Source organism: Corynebacterium sp. KPL2895 (assembly GCF_040225815.1).
In the GTDB taxonomy this organism is placed as follows: Bacteria; Actinomycetota; Actinomycetes; order Mycobacteriales; family Mycobacteriaceae; genus Corynebacterium; species Corynebacterium rhinophilum.
The window spans coordinates 82,000-102,710 of record NZ_JBEHFY010000008.1 but is presented as its reverse complement, the minus strand read 5'-3'; the positions used below and the strand labels follow the sequence as shown (position 1 = coordinate 102,710).

Genomic DNA, 20,711 nt, shown 5'->3' with positions numbered 1-20,711 from the left:
CAGCTGCTTTACACCCCATGCCCTGCTCGAAACACTCCACCAACTGCTCGCGCTGATATTCGCTCAACGAACTTCGTGCTCTCAAAGAAAACTACTCCCTACTAGTCGGTAACTGATTTCTCAGTCCAACTAATGGGGAGCAGTTCATTTCCCGGGGGAGGGATTTTCTATACCTTGTGCTTGCCGATGCCCCCTTTTAACGCTTGGGGCTGGAGCTGGGCTGGGGGTTAAAGCAGGAGGAGTTTGAGGGTCAGGCCAATCATGATGACGCCGATGCCAACGTTAATCCACCGCCATACCTCGGGGCGGGAGAGGACGTGGGAGAAGCGGGCTGCTCCAAAGCCAATGACGGGGAACCACGTAAAGCTGGCGGCAATCGCACCGCCGGCGAAAAGCCACCGGCCGGGGTCTCCATACTGGTTGGCGATGCCGCCGAGCATGACCAAAACGTCGACATAGGCGCCAGGATTGAGCCAGGTCAGTGCCAGCGCGGTAAGCAGCGGCTTGACCCAGGAGGGCGAGCGCTTGATCTCTTGGCGTTGGGTGGTGATAGCGGTGGCTACAGAGCCATGCTCGGTGCCGGCTCCACCCGAGGAGTCGCTGTCGCCGTCGAAGGTCGCGACTTCCTCGGTGGAATTGGGGGAAGTGGATTCCACGTCGATGGCCTCGCCTTTGGTTTTAAAGGCATCGCGGAAGCAGGTGAAGGTGAAAAAGGCGAGGTAGGCTGCGCCGATGTACTTGAGCGCCTCAAGTGCAGTGGGAAAGCGCTCCACCAGGTAGCCGACACCGGCGGTGCCGGAGGTAATAAGGATGACATCGGAAAGCGCGCACACCACGATGATGAGCCCGATGTGATCGCGGCGGATGCCGTATTTCAACAGCATCGCATTTTGGGGGCCGACGGCCACAATGAGCGATAAACCAAGCACAAAACCAGCTAGCACGATGGACATGCCTCTAGTGTGAATCCAAGCCTTAAATTAGTCCAGTTAATCCATCTTCATATGGTTTAGAATAGCTTCATGAACCCCGTACATTTGGAAACCTTGCTGGCCATCGTGGAAGAAGGAAGCTTTGAGGTTGCCGCTTCGGTCCTGGGAATTTCTCCGTCTGCGGTGAGCCAGCGCATTAAGGCATTGGAGGCGAGTACCGGTCGCGTGCTGGTGCGGCGGGCGAACCCGGTGGGGGCGACGGAGGCCGGGGAGATCTTGGTGCAAGCGGCCCGGCGTATGGCGTTGGTGCAGGCAGAAACCGATGCGCGGTTAGGCCAGCGCCTAGCGCGCGTGCCCCTGTCGGTGGCCATCAACTCCGATTCGCTGGCCACGTGGTTTACGCAGGTATTAAGCGATACCGCGCAGCGGGGTGACGTTGCACTGCGCATCCGCATTGAGGATGAGGCACGCACCCTGGCGATGTTGCGGCGCGGCGATGTTCTAGGCGCCGTGACGAGGGAACATTCGCCGGTATCCGGGTGCGATTCCACGTTTTTGGGAACCATGCGCTATTTCGCCGTCGCCGCCCCGCACATCGCGGAGCACTTCCACGCGGGCCAACTGACCTGGGAGACGATGCCGCTGGTGGGCTATGGCCCCAATGACCAGGTGCTTGATGATGCTATGCGGGATCGCTTTATTGATTCCCATGTTGTGCGCGCCCGGGTTTCGCAGATTCCCTCTTCGGAAGGCTACCTGGAGGCCGTGCGCGTGGGCCTGGGGTGGGGGCTATTGCCGCAGGCCCAGGCCCAGCCGCTGGTGGAATCGCAAGAGCTGTTGCTTCTCGATGACCACCAGCTCGACATCGACCTCTACTGGCAGCGCTGGCGCCTAGAATCCGAGGTCTTAAGCGATCTGACGCGGTCGGTGATTAACGCGGCTGCGGCGCTGGGAAGAGCTTAAGTTGGAAGTCTTCTGGGTTCTTTACTTCCTCGCCGGAGGGGATGGGACCTGGCAGTTGCACGCCAGGAGCGAAGGGCTGGCCGCCAAAACGGTCGCGGTCGTGCGGCTCTGCTAACCAGGACATATCCGGCCCCACCGGAACGATGCGGGTGGGGTTGATCTCGGAATGAGTGGCAAAGTAGTGCTGCTTGATTTCGGTGAAATCGGTGGTATCACCAAAACCTGGCAACTGGAAAAGTTCTTGCAGGTAGCCGCGCAGGTTGGGCAGTTCTTGAATCTTGTGGCGCGAGCATTTGAAGTGCGAGTAATACACGGGGTCGAAGCGTATAAGAGTGGCAAATAGGCGGATATCGGTCTCGGTAATGTGATCGCCGACCATATAACGCTGGGTGCCTAGGCGCTTCTCGGCCCAATCGAGTGCATCCCACAGCTGGTCATAGGCCTCTTCGTAGGCTTCTTGCGAACCGGCAAAACCGCAGCGGTACACGCCATTATTGATGCCGTGGAAAATGTACTCATTGAGCTCTTCCATCTCCTCGCGGTGCTGCTCTGGGAAGAGATCCGGGGCGCCTTCTGCTTGGAAGTCCGTCCACTGCTCAATAAAATCGCGCACCATAGAGGGGTAATCATTGGTGACCACGCGGCCCGTTGATTCTTCTACCAGGGCGGGTACGGTAATACCGCGGGGATAGTCCGGGAAGCGCTCGAAGTAGGCTTCCTGCAGGCGCTTGTAGCCCAAAACCGGGTCTACCTCGCCCTCATCTAAGTCGAATGTCCAGGACCGCGCGTCGTGTACGGGCCCGGCGAGGGCTAGGGAAATGGAATCTTCTAAACCTAATAAGCGGCGGGCGATGACCGCGCGGTGTGCCCACGGGCACGCGCGGGCGGCAACCAAGCGGTAGCGGCCAGCCTCCATCGGCCAATAAAAAGTGCCATCATCTTGTGCGGTTACTTCGGATACCTCAGGTGAAATGCGATCCTCGATATAGGTGGTATCGCGAATAAACTCGCCGTCTGGTGAAGCATTGCGGGCATCTCCTGCCCAATCGGAGTCGTGTGAAGTCATCGATTCACTCCCAATTCTGGTGGATTGATAAGGCGGGGAAGTGTCCCGCCGGCAATTAATGTTTATATGTCAACTACATGACATTGTTGATGTTACAACAGGTTGCGGGCCAGGGGAAGGGAGGTGGGGGAACAATTGCGGCGCGCCGTTAACGGTACCGCAAAACTGCAGGCAAGTGTCTTAAATTGGTCATATGAGCGATAAGCAGCAACCGGATAAAGCCAACCCCTTAGATGAGGATCTCAACGTCCCAGCCTACGATTCTGTGCAGCGGGATAACCCCGATGTCTTCGCGCGCGCAGGGCGCGCCGAACCGCAAGAGATTCGGCCACAGAAGCAGGAGGCGGCGGAGACGGAAGTTATGCCCAATCCTGCCGCTAATGAGGCTGGACAGGAAGGGGGCAATCAATCTACCGGTGAGGATACCCAGGTATTAGATCCCTCGGCGGCGGCGCAGACCGAAGGTTTCGCGGCTGAAGGTGCTGCCCTGACCCCAGAGGAGCAGGCGGAACAAGAGCGCAAGCTACAGCAGGAGCAAGAGGACAAAGAGGGCTATAAGCACTATGGGCGCCGCGGCACCATTGACTTTGGTCTCTTCTTCGTCCGATTGGCTATGAGTGCTTACCTCATTATTGCCGGAGTATCCACCTTCTTCTCGCTGGGCGATGGCGCGGGTGTCTCCGGGCTAGAAGGCGACTACTCTGAGTACGCTTGGGCCAATTCGTTTGCCCTTGCGGTGCCGACCGTGCAGCTGATTGCCGGCGCGTTTCTCCTGTTGGGTCTGATTAGCCCGCTGGCAGCAATGCTTGGCTTGGTCGTTACCGGTTTCGCCGCCTTGCACGAGCTGGCGGATTCAGGCGCCGGTCTCCAAGTCTTTGACTGGCCGGACTCGGTATGGCTGTCCCTGGTACTTTTCGTTATCGCGATTGGCCTGCAATTTACCGGTCCTGGTTTCATTTCCTTGGACTTTGGCCGCTCTTGGGCGCGGCGCCCGCTGGGCACGTCGTGGGTCTTTGTGGTGGTTGGCATCGCCATCCTGGTCGCCGTGTGGTTCTTCGGCGCGGCCGTAAACCCCATTGCTTAGCCTGTTATTCGCTACCGCGTGAGTGGATCCCCGCCGCAGTCAATGCGGTGGGGATTTTCTTTGTACCCTTGCTTTCCACTATGGAAAGTGAAAGGATTGCCATAAAGGAAAGTAAGCAAAGCTGGATTTTGAGATGGTGGCAGAAAAGATGGAAGATGAGCTAAAGAAGTCGCTCGAGTTTAATGACAGCCTGCAGGATCAAGGGGCTGAGCGTAAGCGGCTGGTGCAAAATATCCTCCTAGTGATTGCATTGGCAGCGTTCTATGTGGGAATGACCGTATTCGCGGAGGTGATGCACCCCGTCGCGTTTCTCATTTTCTACTTTGTTCTTATAGGACTCTTGGTGTGGGCGCTGCTTCATTACCAAAATAAGGTGCGGACCAGCTATCGCCAGGATCCGTATACCCAGCCCAAGGCTGATAAGAAATACTACGCGGGGATGGCAGTAATACTTGTCCCGATGTTTGTTACGAACATGCTGCGTGAGCACACGTGGGCATTGGTAATCTTCATGGTCTTGTGGGCAGCGGCAATGGTCTGGGTGCTGCAATCTCGTGCCTTGGACGTTGCAGCGCGGCAAGGAGAGGGCCGCAGTGCTCAGTGACATTGACCCGGTTATCTATCCGCTCAATCGCTTCAAAATCTGCGCAGTTTTGAACGCGCGGGGTGCGGTGGAGGGACAGGTGCGCCGCGAGATGCGCTTCGCGGCGCTGCGGGAAGAAGTAGACCAATCGGCCGCCACCTTATCCAAACAATTAACCGCCCTAGAAAAGGAAGGCTATATCAGCCGGTTTCGCGAGTACGGGTCTTCCCGCGATAAGGACACCGTGTGGGTCATGCTGACTGCTACTGGCAAGTCAGCATTCGATGCCCACCTCGCGGCCATTCAAGAGATGGCGCGTTAGTTCACGTAGCCGTCTACCACGCGCACCGCGCCGCGGTCTGCGGAGGTCGCCATTGCGGCATAGGCGCGCAGCGCCTTGGTAATGGGGCGGTTGCGGTCTACAGGCGTCCATGGCTTTTCGCGTTGTTCTTGCGCGGCGCGGCGGCGCTCCAGAACATCATCGTCCACGTCGAGCGTGAGCTCGCGCTCGTGGATATTGATGGAAATAGTGTCGCCGTTCTCAATGAGCCCGATGAGTCCCTGGTGGGCGGCCTCAGGAGAAATGTGGCCAATGGAAAGCCCGGAGGTGCCGCCGGAGAAGCGGCCATCGGTAATCAAGGCGCAGGCCTTGCCCAAGCCGGCACCCTTGAGGAAGGACGTCGGGTGCAGCATTTCCTGCATGCCGGGGCCACCGGACGGACCCTCGTAGCGAATGACGACCACATCGCCAGGTTGGACTTCTTTATTCAAGATGATGGACACGGCCTGCTCTTGGGACTCCACCACGCGGGCTGGGCCAGAGAAGGTCCACAGCTCTTCTTCCACGCCGGCGGCCTTGACGATGGCCCCGTCCGGCGCCAAGTTGCCGCGCAGGACCACCAGTCCACCGTCGGAAGAAAAGGCGTGGTCAGCATCGTGAATGCAGCCATTGACCGCGTCCGTATCCAGTTCATCCCACCGGTTGGACTGGGAGAACGGCTCCGTGGTGCGCACGCCGCCTGGAGCGGCGTAGTAGAGCTCGCGGGCCTGATCGGTTACGCGAGGATTGCGGATATCCCAATCATCGAGCCACTGCTCCGCATTGTCATAGAGCGCGGTGTGCACCTTGAGGTTGAGGTGGCCCGCGCGGCGCAGCTCGCCCAAGATAGCCGGAATGCCGCCGGCGCGGTGTACATCCTCGATGTGGTAGGTGCCGTTGGGCGCGACCTTGGACAAGCAGGGGACGCGGTAGGAGATGTCATTAATATCATCCAGCGTGAAGTCCACTTCACCCTCTTGCGCTGCGGCAAGGGTGTGCAGGATGGTGTTAGTGGATCCGCCCATGGCCATATCGAGGGCCATGGCATTGCTAAAGGCTTCCTTGGTCGCGATATTGCGCGGCAGGACGGACTCGTCTTCCTCGCCGTAGTAGCGGCGGCACATATCGACGATGGTGGAACCGGCCTTTTCAAAGAGATCGCGGCGAGCACTGTGGGTGGCCAACGTGGTGCCATTGCCAGGAAGCGCCAAACCGAGCGCCTCGGTCAAGCAGTTCATGGAGTTAGCGGTAAACATGCCGGAGCAGGAACCGCAGGTGGGGCAGGCGGATTCTTCCACCTGGGCCAAGCCAGCATCGGAAACGCTATCATTCGCGGATGCGGTGATAGCGGTAATCAGGTCAGTCGGCGCATGGGCAACGCCATCGACCACGACGGCCTTGCCGGCCTCCATAGGTCCGCCCGAGACAAAGATCGTGGGGATATTCAACCGCATTGCGGCATTGAGCATGCCCGGGGTGATCTTATCGCAGTTAGAGATGCAGACGAGGGCATCGGCAGTATGCGCATTGGCCATGTACTCGATGGAATCGGAGATGATTTCGCGCGAGGGCAAGGAGTACAGCATGCCGCTGTGGCCCATGGCAATGCCGTCATCCACGGCAATGGTATTGAACTCCTTGGGTACGCCACCGGCTTCGCGGACGGCATCGGCGACGATATCCCCAACGTTTTTTAGGTGCACGTGGCCGGGGACGAACTGCGTATAAGAGTTGGCGATAGCGACGATGGGCTTGCCAAAGTCGTTTTCCTTGGTGCCAGTAGCGCGCCACAAGGCACGCGCACCGGAGGCTTGGCGTCCGACGGTAGTTACTTTAGAGCGCAGTGGGAACATGGATTAAGTCACTATTCCTTATGGATTGGTCAAATGGGGGAGAAAGTAGATTTAGTTTTCTGCCGAATCTTTAAGTTCGGGGTGCTTTTCTAGGTATGCAGCATATTCCTCTTTGCTTAAGAGGATCTGCTGCCCGTCGCGGTGCACGATGACGACCTTGTCGTCGGCTGCCTCGCGGCCCTGGGTGAGGGCATCGGGAATGCGCCCGCGGGATGCTTGTGCCAAGCGGGGCAGTGAGTTGAAGGTTACGCCAGGCAGGTTGTGTTTCGCACCATTTTTAGTCTGCGCGAAGGCCCGGGCGCGCTGGAAGCCAATCCCGGCGAAATCATCCCATGCGATGGAAACGTTTTTCCGGAACGCATAAGAAATGGAAATGCCTTTCTCAGAGATCCGCGTGCGGGCCTTGATGACCCACCAGAGGCCGATTACGGGGATAATCAGCAGCCACCCCAGGTATTTGGGCGCCCAGCCAATGCTTAATAAGGCGATCGTGGACAAAATTAAGATGCCCAAGATGTGGTCGCGGGAAGGGGTGAAGACCTCTGCCTGGGTGGTGGACTGACGAGGTTGTTTGTCCTGTGCTGGTGGGGTCATAGTCAGCCAGCCTAATTGACCATGTGGTGGGGAAGCGAACCATTTTTTCGCCACGTTTCATCATATGAGAAACTTTTCCCAAAAGGGGGGGGGGGTAACGGCTTCCAGATATAATTCTATCGGTATATAGTTGGAAATATGATCATGATTCGACTTCAGGTGGTACGAGCGCGGCGGTGACCGCGACGTTTCCTGAACGTCGACGCTTTCGCCCCCGCAGACCACCGGCCCGCGGGGGCTTTAGTTGTAACTAGGGCGTTTTCGATGATCAGTTTCCATGACAGACCAACCCAAGGAGCACATACACCGTGGTAACGACATCCTCGCCCACGCCTGCTTCCGCGGCCGCTGCAAAGACAGCTGCGTCAGCGGAGCGAATGAGTGGGGCTCATGCAATTGTCCGCACGCTGGAAGATCTGGGCACCGATCTCGTATTCGGTATTCCAGGCGGTGCCGTGCTTCCGCTCTACGATGCACTGCATGGTTCAACCAAGCTTCGCCACGTGCTAACCCGCCATGAACAAGGCGCCGGCCACGCCGCCGAGGGCTATGCGCAGGCATCCGGAAAGGTGGGTGTGTGCATCGCTACCTCCGGTCCCGGTGCGACCAACTTGGTTACGGCGCTTGCCGATGCCAACTTGGACTCCGTTCCCATCGTCGCCATCACCGGCCAGGTGGGCAGTAACCTTTTGGGTACCGATGCCTTCCAAGAGGCCGATATCCGCGGTGTCACCATGCCGATTACCAAGCACAATTACATTGTGACGGATCCCTCAGAGATCCCTTCTGCTATTTCGGCTGCCTTCCACTTGGCCTCCACTGGCCGCCCCGGTCCGGTGCTCGTGGATATCCCTAAGGACGTGCAAAACGGCTTTTTGGATTATCGCTTTCCGGAAACGCTTGACCTGCAAGGATATAAGCCAGTCACCAAGCCACACCACCGGCAGGTAGCTCAGGCCGTGGAATTGATGTCGCATGCGGAAAAGCCCGTGCTCTATGTCGGCGGCGGAGTCGTTAAAGCTAATGCCTCCCAAGAGCTGCTGGAGTTTGCGGAGCTCACGAATATCCCGGTGGTTACCACCCTGATGGCGCTGGGCACCTTTCCGGACTCTCACCCGCTGCACATGGGGATGCCGGGCATGCACGGCACAGTTCCGGCCGTCGCGGCGATGCAGCGTGCTGACCTCATCATTGCCATCGGCGCCCGCTTCGATGACCGCGTGACCGGCGATACCTCAACATTCGCGCCAAATGCGAAGGTCATCCACGCCGATATTGACCCAGCTGAGATTGGCAAGATCCGGGAAGTTACAGTTCCCATCGTCGGCGATGCCAAGAAGTGCTTGACCGCGCTTAGCAAGGAGTACCGCAAGAAGGATGTGCAGCCAGCCACCGAGGTGAAACAGTGGCACGATTACCTGCGCGGCATGCAAGAGCGTTTCCCACGCGGTTATGAGCCCACCGATGATGGCCTGCTGAATCCACAATTCGTCTTGGAAAAGCTCAGTGAAACCGTGGGGCCGGAAGCTATCTACTGTGCGGGCGTGGGCCAGCACCAGATGTGGTCCGCGCAGTTCTTGGACTTTGAACACCCGCGTTCCTGGATCAACTCCGGTGGCGCTGGAACCATGGGCTATGCCGTTCCCGCTGCCTTGGGTGCAAAGGCAGCGCGTCCAGATAAGGAAGTCTGGGCCATCGATGGTGATGGCTGCTTCCAAATGACCAACCAGGAACTTACCACTGCAGCCTTGGAAGGCTTCCCGTTTAAGGTTGCCGTCATTAATAACGGCAACCTTGGAATGGTCCGGCAGTGGCAGACGCTGTTTTATGATCAGCACTATTCGCACACCAAGCTGCGCGAAGAAAACGCCTTCACCCCGGACTTCGTCCGTTTGGCCGAAGCGCTCGGTTGTGAAGCCATCCGGGTCACGAGCGAAGAAGAAGTCGTTCCGGCCATTAAGCGCGCGCAGGCAATTAACGATAAGCCAGTCGTCATTGACTTCATCGTCGGCCAAGATGCGCAGGTGTGGCCGATGATCGGTGGCGGTGCCTCCAATGAGGAAATCCAGTACGCCCGCGGCCTGCGCCCGCTTTTTGATGAAGCTGAATCCGCCGCGGAGACCCCGGCTGAGATCGACGAAACCATTCAGGAGGCATAAACCATGACGCAAAACGAGGTAACTCGGCATACCTTATCGGTATTAGTTGAGGATGTAGAAAGCATCATCGCCCGCGTGGTGGGAATGTTCAGTCGCCGTGGCTACAGCTTGGTGTCCCTGGTCTCCGCGCACACGGAAACCCCGGGAATTAACCGGCTGACCATCGTTGTGGATGCCTCTGAAGTGATCATTGAGCAGGTAACGAAGCAGCTCAATAAGCTCATTCCGGTCATCAAGGTCGTGGAACTCAAGGAAGATTCCACGGTTGCTCGCGCCATCATGCTGGTGAAGGTAGCGGCCGATAATTCCAACCGCGCACAGGTGGTGGATGCGGTGAATATCTTCCGCGCCCGCGTGGTCGACGTGGCAAAGGAATCGGTTGTCGTGGAAGCTACCGGTACGCCGGGCAAGCTCGCGGCGCTGCTTGAAGTCCTCGAGCCCTTCGGTATTCGCGAACTCGTGCAATCGGGCCACGTAGCCTTGGGGCGCGGCCCGAAGGTTACGGCTCCCAAAAAGTAAATAAAATCTCACGATGTGAACACATTGTCCCGCGCAGTGGTATATACTCTGCGTTAGGACGCTTCATTACAGCTTTTCCTACCAAAGAATTGAGGATTTGAAATGGCTATTGATACCTACTACGACGACGATGCTGACCTGTCGATCATCCAGGGCCGCAAGGTAGCGGTCATCGGCTACGGCTCCCAGGGCCACGCCCACTCCCAGAACCTGCGCGATTCCGGCGTTGAGGTTGTTATCGGTCTGCGCGAGGGCTCTAAGTCCGCAGCCAAGGCAGAGGAGGCTGGCTTCGAGGTCAAGTCCGTCGCGGAGGCATCCAAGTGGGCCGACGTCGTTATGCTGCTGGCGCCGGATACCTCCCAGAAGGAGATCTTCGAAGAGCACATCGCCCCGAACCTGGAAGACGGCAATGCACTGCTGTTCGGTCACGGCCTGAATATCCACTTCAAGCTGATTGAGCCGGCTGCGTCCGTCACCGTCGGCATGGTTGCGCCCAAGGGCCCAGGCCACCTAGTCCGCCGCCAGTTCGTTGACGGCAAGGGCGTTCCTTGCTTGATCGCCACCGAACAGGACCCGAAGAACGAGGGCCATGACCTGACCTTGTCCTATGCCGCTGCCATCGGTGGCGCCCGCGCCGGCGTTATCCCCACCACCTTCGAGGCAGAGACGGTTACCGACCTCTTTGGTGAGCAGGCCGTCCTGTGTGGTGGTGTCGAGTTCCTCATCCGGAACGGCTTTGAGGTCCTCACCGAGGCCGGCTACGAGCCAGAGATGGCTTATTTCGAGGTCCTGCACGAGATGAAGCTCATCGTGGACCTGTTGTTCGAAGGCGGCATTGCCAACATGAACTACTCGGTCTCTGATACCGCTGAGTTTGGTGGCTACATCTCCGGCCCACGCATCATCAACGCTGATACCAAGCAGCGCATGAAGGACGTTCTGTCCGATATCCAGGATGGCACCTTCACCAAGCGCCTGCTCGCCAACGTTGAGGGCGGCAACAAGGAGCTGGAAGACATGCGCGAAGAATTTGCGCAGCACGAGATCGAAAAGACCGGCACCAAGCTGCGCGATCTCATGAGCTGGGTCAAGAACCCATTGGACGCTACTGCCTAGTCACTAGCTGAAGTCACTGCGGCCCGCGGGAAACTCCCCGTGGGCCGCTTTTGTGCCTTTGCTGAGCATTGTCGCAGCACCTAAGTCTGTGAGGTGCCGCGGAGGTGTTGCGGGTAGTATTGGCCCTATGGGTTTTACGACGCCAAGCTATGATCTCAGGGACCTTTTTTCGCGGATTGACCGGGGCGATATCCAGCTTCCGGATTTCCAGCGCAGCTACGCCTGGGATGAAGACCGCATCCGCTCACTTATCGTTACGGTCCTGCGTGGATACCCCATCGGCGCGCTGATGGCCCTAGATACCCGCAATGAAAAGATGCGTTTCCGCCCCAGGGTGCTGGCGGGTGCGCCCGAGGTTGGTGTCGAGCCCGGGTTGCTGCTCTTGGACGGCCAACAGCGCCTTACCTCCCTGTACCACTGCTTTAATGGCGAGGGTTTTGTCAAGACCACTGACTTCCGGAAAAAGAAGGTCCACCGCCGCTTTTTCATCGACGTCCGCGCCGCGGTAAGCGGGGACCTGCTTGCCGATGACGCCATTTTCGCCGTCGACCAAAACGGCGAGATCTGCTCGCACTTCGGCCCCGACGTTGATGGGGCTATTACCTGCCGCCAGGATGGGCTGGACAATATGTGCATCCCCGTGGCCTCGCTACTCAGCGAGGAAGGCACCAGCATGCTTTTCGAGCTCGCCGCCACACACGAGCAATGCAGCGCCGAGCTTGCCGCGTTCAATAACCGCATCGTGCGCCCCTTGGCGGGCTATGACATCCCGATGATCCGGCTATCCCGCGAAACGGAGCGCTCCGGAATCGGTTCCATCTTTGCCCAGGCAAATTCCGCAGGTTTACAGATGGATGTCTTCGATCTCTTAACCGCCGTCTTTGCCTCCGAAGATCCGACCTTCCACCTTGCCAACGATTGGCAGCAGGTGGAAAAGGATCTGCGGGATTCTCCTGCGCTCGATGGCATCGGACGTAATGAATTCCTCTCCGCAGTATCCCTCTTGGTCACAGGGGAGAAGGGCAATGCCGGCGGCCAGCGCGAAGACATTTTGAAGTTGTCCCTGTCCGAGTACAAGGCGGCCGCGCACGACCTGCGCATCACCTTCCACGAGGTTGCCGAATTCTTGGCGCAGCGCCGCATTTTAAGCTTGGATCAGGTGCCGTATACGGAACAGATCGTGCCGCTGGCGGTCATCATCGCTCGGCTGGCCAAGCGGCCTGGGGCCCTTTCCGGCCAGCAGGCATGGGATCGCATTGACCAGTGGTTCTGGTGTGGCGTCTTTGGCGAGCTCTACGGTTCTTCCGCGGTGCCGCTGCGCGCTGCCCGCGATGTGGATGAGGTGACCGAGTGGGTTGCCGGGGCCACCGATGATGTTCCCAAGACGGTCGCGGATGCAGGATTTCGGGAATCCCGCCTGCTCTCGGTCGATGAAAACGATGGGGTATGGCACGGAATCTATGCCCTGCTTATGGCCCGCGGCGCGAAGGATTGGCGGACGGGCAGTGAATTTACTCGCCACACCTTTGAAGAGTTGAAGCCCGGGTTTTTCCCGGTATTCCCACTGAATTGGTGCCAGCGCCACGGGGTGGATTCGGTCTTGGCCCATTCGGTCATGAACTACACCCCGATGGGCAAGCGCACAGAGGTCGTCCTCGATGGGTTCGCGCCGAACCGCTACCTGCCTCGCGTGCAGTCCAAGTCCATCATGGAAGACGAGGAATTTGATGCCGTCCTGGCATCGCACGACCTCGATGTCGCTAACCTAAGGGAGTCAAAGATTCAGGAATTCTTGGCTGATCGTCGCCATCGCTTCGTGGATCTAGTGGAAGAAACCTTAGGCATTCCCGTCATTCGAGATGTCGATGAAGCAAACCTGGCCGACGGTGAAGAGGGGCCACATGCGTTTGGCCGCTAAGAGGTATCGGGCGGCTGCAGTGGTTATCGCAGCCTCCCTCGTACTTGTTGGCTGCGGTGATGCCTTGCAGGAACCCAAACTGGTCAAGCGAGGTCTGTCGGATCTCTCCGAGTCCGATGTCGAGCTCGAGCGCGCCAAGTCAGAGAATCAAAACCGCCTTATCGATCCCAAATTCGCCGGCAAACTGGACATCATCGACGATCCGAGTGGCATCGAGGCCGCGCGGACTTTCTTCGATGATTCAGATTCCATGGTGCTCTTTGCGCCCGATGATAAATCCGTGTTGCGCGCGGCAACGTTGGCGATTAACCAGCACTTGCCGGCCGTGGAATATGATCGCTCGCGCCGCGGTGACATCCTCAACTTGGTCGGAGACTTGGAGGTAAAACGACTCGTCATCGTGGGCGATATCCCGTGGACGCAATCCAGCGGTGATTTCACTGTCATCAAGGATCCGGGAACGCATGAAGCGCTGGGGGATTTTACGGCCTTCCAGTACGAGTCCAAGGTGGTTGCCTCGCCGAACCAGGTGGTCAAGGACATCGCGCGGCTGGATAAAACACCCTACGTTGAGTTGCGTCCTGCCTGGATTCCTTATGAGGGCGAACCTGACGATGATGGCAAAAAGCTGCCGGCCGTCCCGGCACAGTCGCGGCGCGATGGCCAGATGGCCCCCAATATCGTGGCCACAGCGGATAGTCCGGTAGCCAATGTCATTACTGCCGCGGCCTATGGTGGCTCGGTTTTGGTGATGCCGACGGCGGATCCGCTGGAAGATAAGCGGAGTATGGCCATGGTGGCAGGGCTCGATGAGGGCTCGCTTATCGCTTTGGGCCCGGAATTCGGTCACGTGAAAGAATTTAAGGAAAAAATACGGCAGGGCACCCCAAACTGAACTACACTTCCTTCACACGCGGTTATTGTCGCGTAATGCACAACGAAGTGAAACGAAGGATGATATGTCGAAGCCGGTAGTTCTTATCGCCGATAAATTGGCCCAATCCACAGTGACGGCGTTGGGGGATTCCGTCGAGGTGCGCTGGGTAGATGGCCCGAACCGCGAGGAATTGCTTGCGGCGGTTCCAGAAGCAGATGCGCTGCTCGTTCGCTCTGCCACCACGGTCGACGCTGAAGTTCTAGAAGCAGCGCCCAAGCTCAAGATTGTGGGCCGCGCGGGCGTGGGACTGGATAACGTGGATATTGACACCGCCACCAATAAGGGTGTCATGGTGGTCAACGCTCCCACCTCCAATATCCACTCTGCGTGCGAGCAGGCGATTGCCTTGCTTTTGGCCACTGCCCGCCAGATTCCAGCGGCGGATCAATCTCTGCGCGAGGGCGAGTGGAAGCGCTCTTCCTTTAAGGGCGTGGAGGTCTACGGCAAGACTATTGGTATCGTCGGCTTCGGCCACATCGGTCAGCTCTTTGCCCAGCGGTTGAGTGCCTTTGAAACGAAGATTATTGCCCACGATCCTTATGCCAATCCGGCGCGTGCGGCAGCGCTTGGCGTGGAATTGGTCGAGCTGGAAGAGCTGATGGCGCAGGCAGATTTTGTCACCATTCACCTGCCCAAGACGCCGGAGACCGCCGGAATGTTCAATGCGGAGCTTCTGGCCAAGGCAAAGGAAGGCCAGATTCTTATCAACGCCGCCCGCGGCGGCCTCGTAGACGAGCAGGCCTTGGCAGATTCTATTACCTCGGGCCACCACCGCGGTGCGGGTTTTGACGTGTACTCCACGGAGCCGTGCACGGATTCCCCACTCTTTAAGCTGCCGCAGGTCACGGCGTCGCCGCACCTGGGTGCGTCCACCGTGGAGGCACAGGACCGCGCTGGTACCGATGTCGCTGCCTCGGTGCTCAAGGCCTTGGCCGGCGAGTTCGTTCCTGATGCGGTCAACGTCTCTGGCGGTACGGTAGGCGAAGAGGTAGCCGGGTGGCTCGACCTTGCCCGCAAGCTGGGCCTTACCGCAGGGCGCCTGCTTGATCAGGCTCCCGTCGCCGTGGAGATTGAGGCCTGCGGCGAGCTGTCCACTGAGGATGTGGACGTGCTGGGCCTTTCCGCCGTCCGTGGCCTGTTTAGCGGCGTGACCTCAGAGCCGGTTACCTTCGTCAACGCGATGAAGATTGCCGAAAGCCGCGGGGTCGAGGTTTCGGTATCCACCAACCCAGAATCCAAGGGCCACCGTTCTTCCTTGCAGGTCAAGGTCATTAGCGCGGAGGGTGTGACCTCCTCGCTTACCGGTGCGCTCATCGGTATTGACGGGACCGAAAAGTTTGTCCGTATTAACGGTCGTGGCGTGGATATGCGGGCCGAGGGCCGCAACCTGTTCTTCCGCTATGCCGATGCCCCAGGCGCGCTGGGTACCGTGGGTACCAAGCTGGGTGCTGCGGGCATCAACATCATCGCCGCAGCCTTGACGCAGGGCAAGCAGGAATCCGATGCCGTGCTGATCTTGCGCGTGGAGTCCGAGGTGCCAGATTCTCTCATCGAGGAGATCAACTCCGCCCTTGGCGCTACGTGCCAGCAATTCGACATGGATGAATAATCTCAGCGCAGGTTAGGACGGATTGGCCTAACCGCGTACTCGTGCCCGCCCATCGCGCAGAATTATGCTGCGATGGGCGGGTTTCCTTTGGTAGGCTAATCCCTAATCCACTATGTGAGAAAGGAATCCTATCTAATGAAATTAGCGGTTATTGGCGGCGACGGCATTGGGCCGGAAGTAACGGCGGAAGCCCTGAAGGTGCTGCGCACCGTGCGCAGCGATATTGAAACTACCGATTATGACTTGGGCGCGCGGCGCTACCTGCGTAATGGCGAGCTTTTAACGGATGCAGACTTGGCCAGCTTGCGCGAGCACGATGCCATTTTGCTGGGTGCCATTGGTGCGCCAGGTGAGGTTCCCCCAGGCGTCTTGGAACGCGGCCTGTTATTGAAGATGCGGTTTGCACTCGATCACCACGTGAACCTGCGCCCTTCTATCTTGTATCCCACGGCCCACTCGCCGCTGGCTAACCCGGGCGAGATCGACTTCGTTGTGGTGCGTGAAGGCACCGAGGGCTTGTACTGCGGCAATGGTGGCACGCTGCGGGAAGGAACGCCGCACGAGGTAGCCAGCGAGGTTTCGCAAAATACCCGCTTCGGGGTAGAGCGCGTGGTGCGCGATGCCTTCGAGCGGGCATCGCAGCGCCGCAACCACCTGACCCTGGTGCACAAGACCAATGTCCTCGTCAACGCCGGCGACTTGTGGCACCGCACGGTGGAAGAGGTTGCGGCGGAATATCCGCAGGTGGAGGTGGACTATAACCACATCGATGCCGCGACCATCTACATGGTGACGGATCCTTCCCGTTACGATGTCGTTGTGACCGATAACCTCTTTGGAGACATCTTAACGGACTTAGCAGGCGCTATTACTGGCGGAATTGGGTTGGCTGCTTCGGGCAATATCGATGCCTCGGGCGAGAACCCCTCCATGTTTGAGCCAGTGCACGGTTCGGCACCTGATATTGCCGGACAAGGCATCGCGGATCCCACCGCGGCTATCTTGTCGGCGGCGATGCTTTTGCGGCAGCTGGGTGATGAAGACAATGCGCAGAAGATTGAAAAGGCGGTGGCGGAGGACATCGCCAAGCGGGGCGATGCCCCAATCAAGACCGTCGAGGTAGGGGATCGGATCGCAGCGAGCCTGCAAGCTTAAGCGCAAGAAGTCCTTTGTACGAATGCGGTGTTGGCAAGGAACTAAATAATCTTTGCATATTAACACCGCAAACTTTGCACACATGTAAAGGCTCCCTTTTAGTAGGATGGCCGTTATGCGTTTAGGACGAATTGCACACCCAGAAGGAATTTGCTTTGCCATCATCGACGGGCCACAAGACGCCCCGATGGAGGAGCTTGTAGCTAAAGAAATCTCCGGCACTCCATTTACCCCGCCGGAGCCCACCGGCCGGGAATGGAAGCTGGGCGAGGTGCGCCTCTTGGCGCCGACCTTGCCCACCAAGGTGGTGGCGCTCGGGCGCAACTATGCCGACCACGTGGCGGAGGTATTTAAGAAGTCCTCCGATAAGCTGCCGCCCACCATCTTCCTGAAGCCCTCGACTGCGGTTATCGGCCCGAATGAGGCCATCAAGATTCCCGATTATGCCACCAACGTGGAATTTGAGGGCGAACTCGCCGTAGTTATTTCCAAGCCATCGAAGAATATCAAGGCTGAGAACTGGAAAGACCACGTGCTGGGCTATACCATCTGCAACGACGTTTCCTCCCGTGACCTCCAGTTCAAGGATGGTCAGTGGGCGCGCGCCAAGGGCATTGATACCTTTTGCCCGCTGGGTCCGTGGATTGAAACGGACCTGGATAGCTTGGATCTTGATGATCAGAAGATCAATGCGTACCTGACCCATGATGGTTCCCGTGAGCAGAAGCAGGATTCCAATACGGATCAGATGATCGTCAAGATGGGCGGCATCTTGGAAGAGATTTCTGCCGCATATACTTTGCTGCCTGGTGATGTCATCACTACCGGCTCGCCCGCGGGAACCGCTCCGATGGTGCCGGGCGATACCATTGAAATTGAGATCCCAGGGGTTGGTACTCTGCGCAATACCATCTCTAGGGCGCAGTAGATTCATCCCACAGCAGCTGCCGCTGGTGAGGTTTTGCTAGAAGGAGAACGGCGTGCCGGAACATTCGCATCAAGGCCACCGCGGGTCTGCGCCCAGCGCGCAGGAAATGGAGGAGCGCTATCGCTCCGCTGTGCAGGTGTGGTCGGGGAGTCCGAATGCCACGCTGGTGGACTATGTTAGTGACCTTCCAGGCGGTACCGCGCTCGATATCGGCTGCGGGGAAGGCGCCGATGCCCAGTGGCTGCACGAGCACGGCTGGCAGGTACTCGGCATCGATTTTGCTCCGACTGCCGTGGCACGGACTAGGGCGCGAGGAGTAGCCGCGGAGGTTGCCACCTTTGATGAATTCAGCCACGCCCCATTTGATTTGGTCACCGTGCATTATGGCAGTGTCCGTGCCAACTCACGGGAAGTAGCACTGTTAGAAAAGCTCGTCGCCACGGACGGAACCTTGCTCTATGTTCACCATGATATGGAGTCAGAAGAGATCGCCATGCCGGAATGGCTGGCGGAAAACCTGACCGAATTGACGGTGCAGACCTTGCGGCGATCGCCGCGCCATGTAACTAGCGGCGCAGGCGCTCACCACACCAGCGACGTGGTTCTCGTGGCAAAGCGGTACTAATCCGCACCGTTTAAAGGCTCAGCGCCCGTAAGATCGTCTGGAGCTTGGCGGTGGTTTCTTCCAGCTCCGCCTGGGCATTGGAGGCACCGACCACGCCGCCGCCGGCCCAGGCGCGGGCGGAGAGGCCATCGCCAGCAACCTCTGCGCAACGGATAGCTACCATGTATTCACCGTCGCCGGAGCTATCACACCAGCCGACGGTGCCGGCATAGAAGCCGCGGTCGGTCTCGGCGGTCTCAATAAGCGCCTGCGCAGCTTCCGTCGGCGTGCCACAGATTGCGGGGGTGGGGTGGACTACTTCTGCCAATTCCAGGGCGGTGAGGTCTTTATCCCGCAGGGTACCGGTAACCGGCGTGCCCAAGTGCCACATCTCATTGGTGTGTATGAGCTGCGGGGTATCGGGGATATTGAGGCTGCTACACAGCGGCTCTAGCACCCTGCGCAGGTGCTCTACCACAAAGGAGTGCTCGAGCAGATCCTTTGCGGAGTGCAAGAGGTCTTGGCTGGCAATGTGGTCTGCCGCTTTATTGGCTCGGCGCGGGGTGGAGCCGGCGAGCGGGAATGCAGACACGGTCGAGCCTTGGCGCTTGATCAGCACCTCTGGCGAAGAACCGACCAGCATGGCCCCTGGGCGGCCTGCAGGGGAGAGATCCGCAATGAAGCCATCGCGGTTGACGGAGAGATCGATTAGGCGCGCGGCCACCAGCCGGGGATCGATGGGGGAAGCAAATTCGATATCGACCGCGCGGGCTAAAACCACCTTTTCTAGCTTTGAGGTTTCGATGGTGCCGATGGCCGCTTCAACGCGGCGCAGGTGTTCTTCTGGCTCTGGGTCAAAGCCCACGACGCGGGAATTGAGGGTCTGATTGCGGTAGAACGCATGTGGTTCTAGCGGGCCGTCTTCTCGGATGATTGATTCTGGAACGGTCAGCGCGGCGGGAGTATCGGAATCAAAGGGGATGGCACCTACGACCATCTCGGCCCCGCCTCGGCGCAAGGCGTCAACCGCGGCCTCGGCACTGCTAAAGGTGTCCCGCGCACCTTGGGTACGGACAGACCCCGTTGCCCGGGAGAGCAAGAAATCGGGGGCGGTGCTTGGTCTGTCTTCGTGCATGGGGATCTAGCTTAGTGCCTCGTTAAAAGTTGGTAGAAATTACCCTCCGCCAAGCGTGTGGACACCTGCTGGCACAACCGATGTAACTATTGTTATTTAAGTGGCTATTGTGGCTAAAGTTTTTCTTCGATTCACCTATCTCTTGACCTCACTGCTAGTGATAGGCGCAGCTTTAAGCGTGCCGGCAATGGCGCAGGAACAAGAAGGTGCCGGATCACCGGTAGAACCGACGCACCCGGCGCCTGTGCCAGAACAAGACCACCACTCCGGCGAGCCCGTGATTCCAGAACCAGACGGCTCGCATTTGCTCCCTGAAGGTGTCACTGAATCGACGCCTCGCGATGCTGAGGCGCACCCGTCTACTGACGGTGAGCCACCAGTTTCGGGTAATCCCGAGCCGACTCCACCTGTGCCTTCTGCTGATCCCAGCATTAATCCTGATCCGGCCATTGCACCGGGAACTATGGAATCGCTCGAGATGGAACACGAAGGAAAACAGCGCCGCTACCTCGTGCGTATCCCCGATAATTACTCGCCCGAAAAACCATCCCCGGTGCTTTTTGGATTTGGCGGTTGGGGAGATTCCCCGGAAAATTTCTCTAGTTACGCACGGATGGGCAATACGTCAGCCACCGATGAGGCCATCATCATTTACCCGGAGGGCTACGAACGCGCTTGGGAAGCAGCTCCATATGCCAAAACCCATGACGGCGAAGATATCCGCTTCATCAGGCGCATCTTGGATGCGGTGGATGCGGACTATCACGTGGATCGCAACCGCGTCTACGCCATGGGAATGTCCAATGGCGGAGGTTTTACCTCGGTATTAGGCTGTCACGCTCAAGATACATTTGCTGCGGTTGCCATGGTCTCTGGAGCTTTTTATACCCCCGTTGAAACCAATTGCGGCGATGCGCCAATGCATACACTCATCATGCACGGCACCCACGATCAGATGATGACCTATGAAGGCGGCGACCGGCACGAAGCTGGTTATCTTCCCGTGCGCACCGTCTTGGGAGGGTATCTCAACCGCAATCGCTGCGATATGACCTTTCAATCCCAAGCGGATATTGGAGGTGCCGAGCGCCTGAACTTCAACGGTTGCCAGAAGGACGTGGAATTGATCAAGGTGCCTGCCGAACACACGTGGTTTTGGCAGCCGGATACCCCGAATGTTGTGTGGGACTTCCTTTCCACCAAGACACGCGTGTAGCCCTAGACGGTACTTTTTCAG

The 20,711-nt window shown here is 58.4% G+C and carries 19 protein-coding genes; 14 read left to right on the top strand and 5 right to left on the bottom strand.

What is annotated here, in order from left to right; all coding sequences use genetic code 11:
- Positions 1-227 precede the first annotated feature (227 nt).
- A complete protein-coding gene (locus ABRP95_RS05310) occupies positions 228-953 on the bottom strand; it encodes a LysE/ArgO family amino acid transporter (protein WP_349839063.1) in 726 nt (241 codons plus the stop codon).
- A 69-nt stretch (positions 954-1,022) separates the two neighbouring features.
- Between ABRP95_RS05310 and ABRP95_RS05305 the strand changes: the two genes are divergently transcribed.
- The gene (locus ABRP95_RS05305; RefSeq protein WP_284770554.1) at positions 1,023-1,895 is read left to right on the top strand and encodes an ArgP/LysG family DNA-binding transcriptional regulator; all 873 of its coding nucleotides are present in this window, start codon (positions 1,023-1,025) and stop codon (positions 1,893-1,895) included.
- On the opposite strand, the gene ABRP95_RS05300 is transcribed toward ABRP95_RS05305, so the two are convergent.
- Positions 1,864-2,961 carry a glutathione S-transferase family protein gene (locus ABRP95_RS05300; RefSeq protein ID WP_284796609.1) on the bottom strand — a complete coding sequence of 366 codons (1,098 nt, stop codon included), beginning with the start codon at positions 2,959-2,961 and terminating at the stop codon, positions 1,864-1,866. The two genes, ABRP95_RS05305 and ABRP95_RS05300, sit on opposite strands and share 32 nt — an antisense overlap.
- A 193-nt stretch (positions 2,962-3,154) precedes the next feature.
- On the opposite strand from ABRP95_RS05300, the gene ABRP95_RS05295 reads away from it, so the two are divergent.
- The 3 genes from ABRP95_RS05295 to ABRP95_RS05285 all read left to right on the top strand — a co-directional run bounded on the left by ABRP95_RS05295 (position 3,155) and on the right by ABRP95_RS05285 (position 4,950).
- Positions 3,155-4,045, top strand: coding sequence for a DoxX family membrane protein (locus ABRP95_RS05295; RefSeq protein WP_296088463.1), 891 nt, complete (start codon positions 3,155-3,157; stop codon positions 4,043-4,045).
- 148 nt (positions 4,046-4,193) lie between these two features.
- Entirely contained in the window at positions 4,194-4,649 is a 456-nt protein-coding gene (locus ABRP95_RS05290; RefSeq protein WP_349839062.1) for a cb-type cytochrome C oxidase subunit IV, read from the top strand.
- Positions 4,639-4,950: a transcriptional regulator gene (locus ABRP95_RS05285; protein ID WP_284770550.1), complete on the top strand. Its 312-nt coding sequence runs from the start codon at positions 4,639-4,641 to the stop codon at positions 4,948-4,950. The genes ABRP95_RS05290 and ABRP95_RS05285 overlap by 11 nt, the downstream gene beginning before the upstream one ends.
- Here the strand turns inward: ABRP95_RS05285 and ilvD are convergent.
- Together ilvD and ABRP95_RS05275 are read right to left on the bottom strand one after the other, a co-directional pair.
- A complete protein-coding gene (ilvD, locus tag ABRP95_RS05280) occupies positions 4,947-6,800 on the bottom strand; it encodes a dihydroxy-acid dehydratase (RefSeq protein ID WP_284770549.1) in 1,854 nt (617 codons plus the stop codon). The genes ABRP95_RS05285 and ilvD overlap by 4 nt on opposite strands.
- Before the next feature lie 51 nt (positions 6,801-6,851).
- On the bottom strand, positions 6,852-7,394 hold the full coding sequence (locus ABRP95_RS05275) for a PH domain-containing protein (protein ID WP_284770548.1): 543 nt from the start codon (positions 7,392-7,394) through the stop codon (positions 6,852-6,854).
- A gap of 308 nt (positions 7,395-7,702) precedes the next feature.
- Here ABRP95_RS05275 and ABRP95_RS05270 point away from each other — a divergent pair, with 308 nt between their 5' ends.
- From ABRP95_RS05270 to ABRP95_RS05230, 9 genes are all read left to right on the top strand, one after another.
- On the top strand, positions 7,703-9,553 hold the full coding sequence (locus ABRP95_RS05270; protein WP_284782929.1) for an acetolactate synthase large subunit: 1,851 nt from the start codon (positions 7,703-7,705) through the stop codon (positions 9,551-9,553).
- A 3-nt stretch (positions 9,554-9,556) separates the two neighbouring features.
- The gene (gene ilvN / locus ABRP95_RS05265) at positions 9,557-10,072 is read left to right on the top strand and encodes an acetolactate synthase small subunit (protein ID WP_349839061.1); all 516 of its coding nucleotides are present in this window, start codon (positions 9,557-9,559) and stop codon (positions 10,070-10,072) included.
- A 102-nt stretch (positions 10,073-10,174) separates the two neighbouring features.
- Positions 10,175-11,188, top strand: coding sequence for a ketol-acid reductoisomerase (gene ilvC, locus ABRP95_RS05260; protein WP_284853773.1), 1,014 nt, complete (start codon positions 10,175-10,177; stop codon positions 11,186-11,188).
- A 127-nt stretch (positions 11,189-11,315) separates the two neighbouring features.
- Entirely contained in the window at positions 11,316-13,106 is a 1,791-nt protein-coding gene (locus ABRP95_RS05255; protein WP_349839060.1) for a GmrSD restriction endonuclease domain-containing protein, read from the top strand.
- Complete coding sequence (locus ABRP95_RS05250) at positions 13,090-14,001, top strand: hypothetical protein (RefSeq protein WP_237801087.1); 912 nt, start codon at positions 13,090-13,092, stop codon at positions 13,999-14,001. The genes ABRP95_RS05255 and ABRP95_RS05250 overlap by 17 nt, the downstream gene beginning before the upstream one ends.
- Positions 14,002-14,065: 64 nt before the next feature.
- Complete coding sequence (gene serA / locus ABRP95_RS05245; RefSeq protein ID WP_349839059.1) at positions 14,066-15,652, top strand: phosphoglycerate dehydrogenase; 1,587 nt, start codon at positions 14,066-14,068, stop codon at positions 15,650-15,652.
- 135 nt (positions 15,653-15,787) lie between these two features.
- Positions 15,788-16,807, top strand: a complete 1,020-nt coding sequence (locus ABRP95_RS05240; RefSeq protein ID WP_284770541.1) for a 3-isopropylmalate dehydrogenase — start codon at positions 15,788-15,790, stop codon at positions 16,805-16,807.
- A 115-nt stretch (positions 16,808-16,922) separates the two neighbouring features.
- Entirely contained in the window at positions 16,923-17,735 is an 813-nt protein-coding gene (locus ABRP95_RS05235) for a fumarylacetoacetate hydrolase family protein (protein WP_284782948.1), read from the top strand.
- Positions 17,736-17,841: 106 nt separating this feature from the next.
- Positions 17,842-18,360: a class I SAM-dependent methyltransferase gene (locus ABRP95_RS05230; protein WP_410756180.1), complete on the top strand. Its 519-nt coding sequence runs from the start codon at positions 17,842-17,844 to the stop codon at positions 18,358-18,360.
- Positions 18,361-18,370: 10 nt separating this feature from the next.
- On the opposite strand, the gene ABRP95_RS05225 is transcribed toward ABRP95_RS05230, so the two are convergent.
- Positions 18,371-19,474, bottom strand: coding sequence for an isochorismate synthase (locus tag ABRP95_RS05225; protein WP_284782954.1), 1,104 nt, complete (start codon positions 19,472-19,474; stop codon positions 18,371-18,373).
- A 187-nt stretch (positions 19,475-19,661) separates the two neighbouring features.
- Here ABRP95_RS05225 and ABRP95_RS05220 point away from each other — a divergent pair, with 187 nt between their 5' ends.
- Positions 19,662-20,690 (top strand): CE1 family esterase, encoded by a 1,029-nt coding sequence (locus ABRP95_RS05220; RefSeq protein WP_296088496.1) that lies wholly within the window; start codon positions 19,662-19,664, stop codon positions 20,688-20,690.
- Positions 20,691-20,711: the final 21 nt, after the last annotated feature.

Excerpts from the sequence above, each read along its gene's own strand:
- ABRP95_RS05225 (WP_284782954.1), bottom strand. The coding sequence starts at position 19,474 with ATGCACGAAGACAGACCAAGCACCGCCCCCGATTTCTTGCTCTCCCGG.
- ABRP95_RS05295 (WP_296088463.1), top strand. The coding sequence starts at position 3,155 with ATGAGCGATAAGCAGCAACCGGATAAAGCCAACCCCTTAGATGAGGAT.
- ABRP95_RS05275 (WP_284770548.1), bottom strand. The coding sequence starts at position 7,394 with ATGACCCCACCAGCACAGGACAAACAACCTCGTCAGTCCACCACCCAG.
- ABRP95_RS05255 (WP_349839060.1), top strand. The coding sequence starts at position 11,316 with ATGGGTTTTACGACGCCAAGCTATGATCTCAGGGACCTTTTTTCGCGG.
- ABRP95_RS05310 (WP_349839063.1), bottom strand. The coding sequence starts at position 953 with ATGTCCATCGTGCTAGCTGGTTTTGTGCTTGGTTTATCGCTCATTGTG.
- ABRP95_RS05250 (WP_237801087.1), top strand. The coding sequence starts at position 13,090 with ATGCGTTTGGCCGCTAAGAGGTATCGGGCGGCTGCAGTGGTTATCGCA.
- ilvN (WP_349839061.1), top strand. The coding sequence starts at position 9,557 with ATGACGCAAAACGAGGTAACTCGGCATACCTTATCGGTATTAGTTGAG.
- ilvC (WP_284853773.1), top strand. The coding sequence starts at position 10,175 with ATGGCTATTGATACCTACTACGACGACGATGCTGACCTGTCGATCATC.
- ABRP95_RS05300 (WP_284796609.1), bottom strand. The coding sequence starts at position 2,961 with ATGACTTCACACGACTCCGATTGGGCAGGAGATGCCCGCAATGCTTCA.
- serA (WP_349839059.1), top strand. The coding sequence starts at position 14,066 with ATGTCGAAGCCGGTAGTTCTTATCGCCGATAAATTGGCCCAATCCACA.
- ABRP95_RS05305 (WP_284770554.1), top strand. The coding sequence starts at position 1,023 with ATGAACCCCGTACATTTGGAAACCTTGCTGGCCATCGTGGAAGAAGGA.
- ABRP95_RS05230 (WP_410756180.1), top strand. The coding sequence starts at position 17,842 with ATGGAGGAGCGCTATCGCTCCGCTGTGCAGGTGTGGTCGGGGAGTCCG.
- ABRP95_RS05240 (WP_284770541.1), top strand. The coding sequence starts at position 15,788 with ATGAAATTAGCGGTTATTGGCGGCGACGGCATTGGGCCGGAAGTAACG.
- ABRP95_RS05220 (WP_296088496.1), top strand. The coding sequence starts at position 19,662 with ATGGCGCAGGAACAAGAAGGTGCCGGATCACCGGTAGAACCGACGCAC.
- ilvD (WP_284770549.1), bottom strand. The coding sequence starts at position 6,800 with ATGTTCCCACTGCGCTCTAAAGTAACTACCGTCGGACGCCAAGCCTCC.
- ABRP95_RS05235 (WP_284782948.1), top strand. The coding sequence starts at position 16,923 with ATGCGTTTAGGACGAATTGCACACCCAGAAGGAATTTGCTTTGCCATC.
- ABRP95_RS05290 (WP_349839062.1), top strand. The coding sequence starts at position 4,194 with ATGGAAGATGAGCTAAAGAAGTCGCTCGAGTTTAATGACAGCCTGCAG.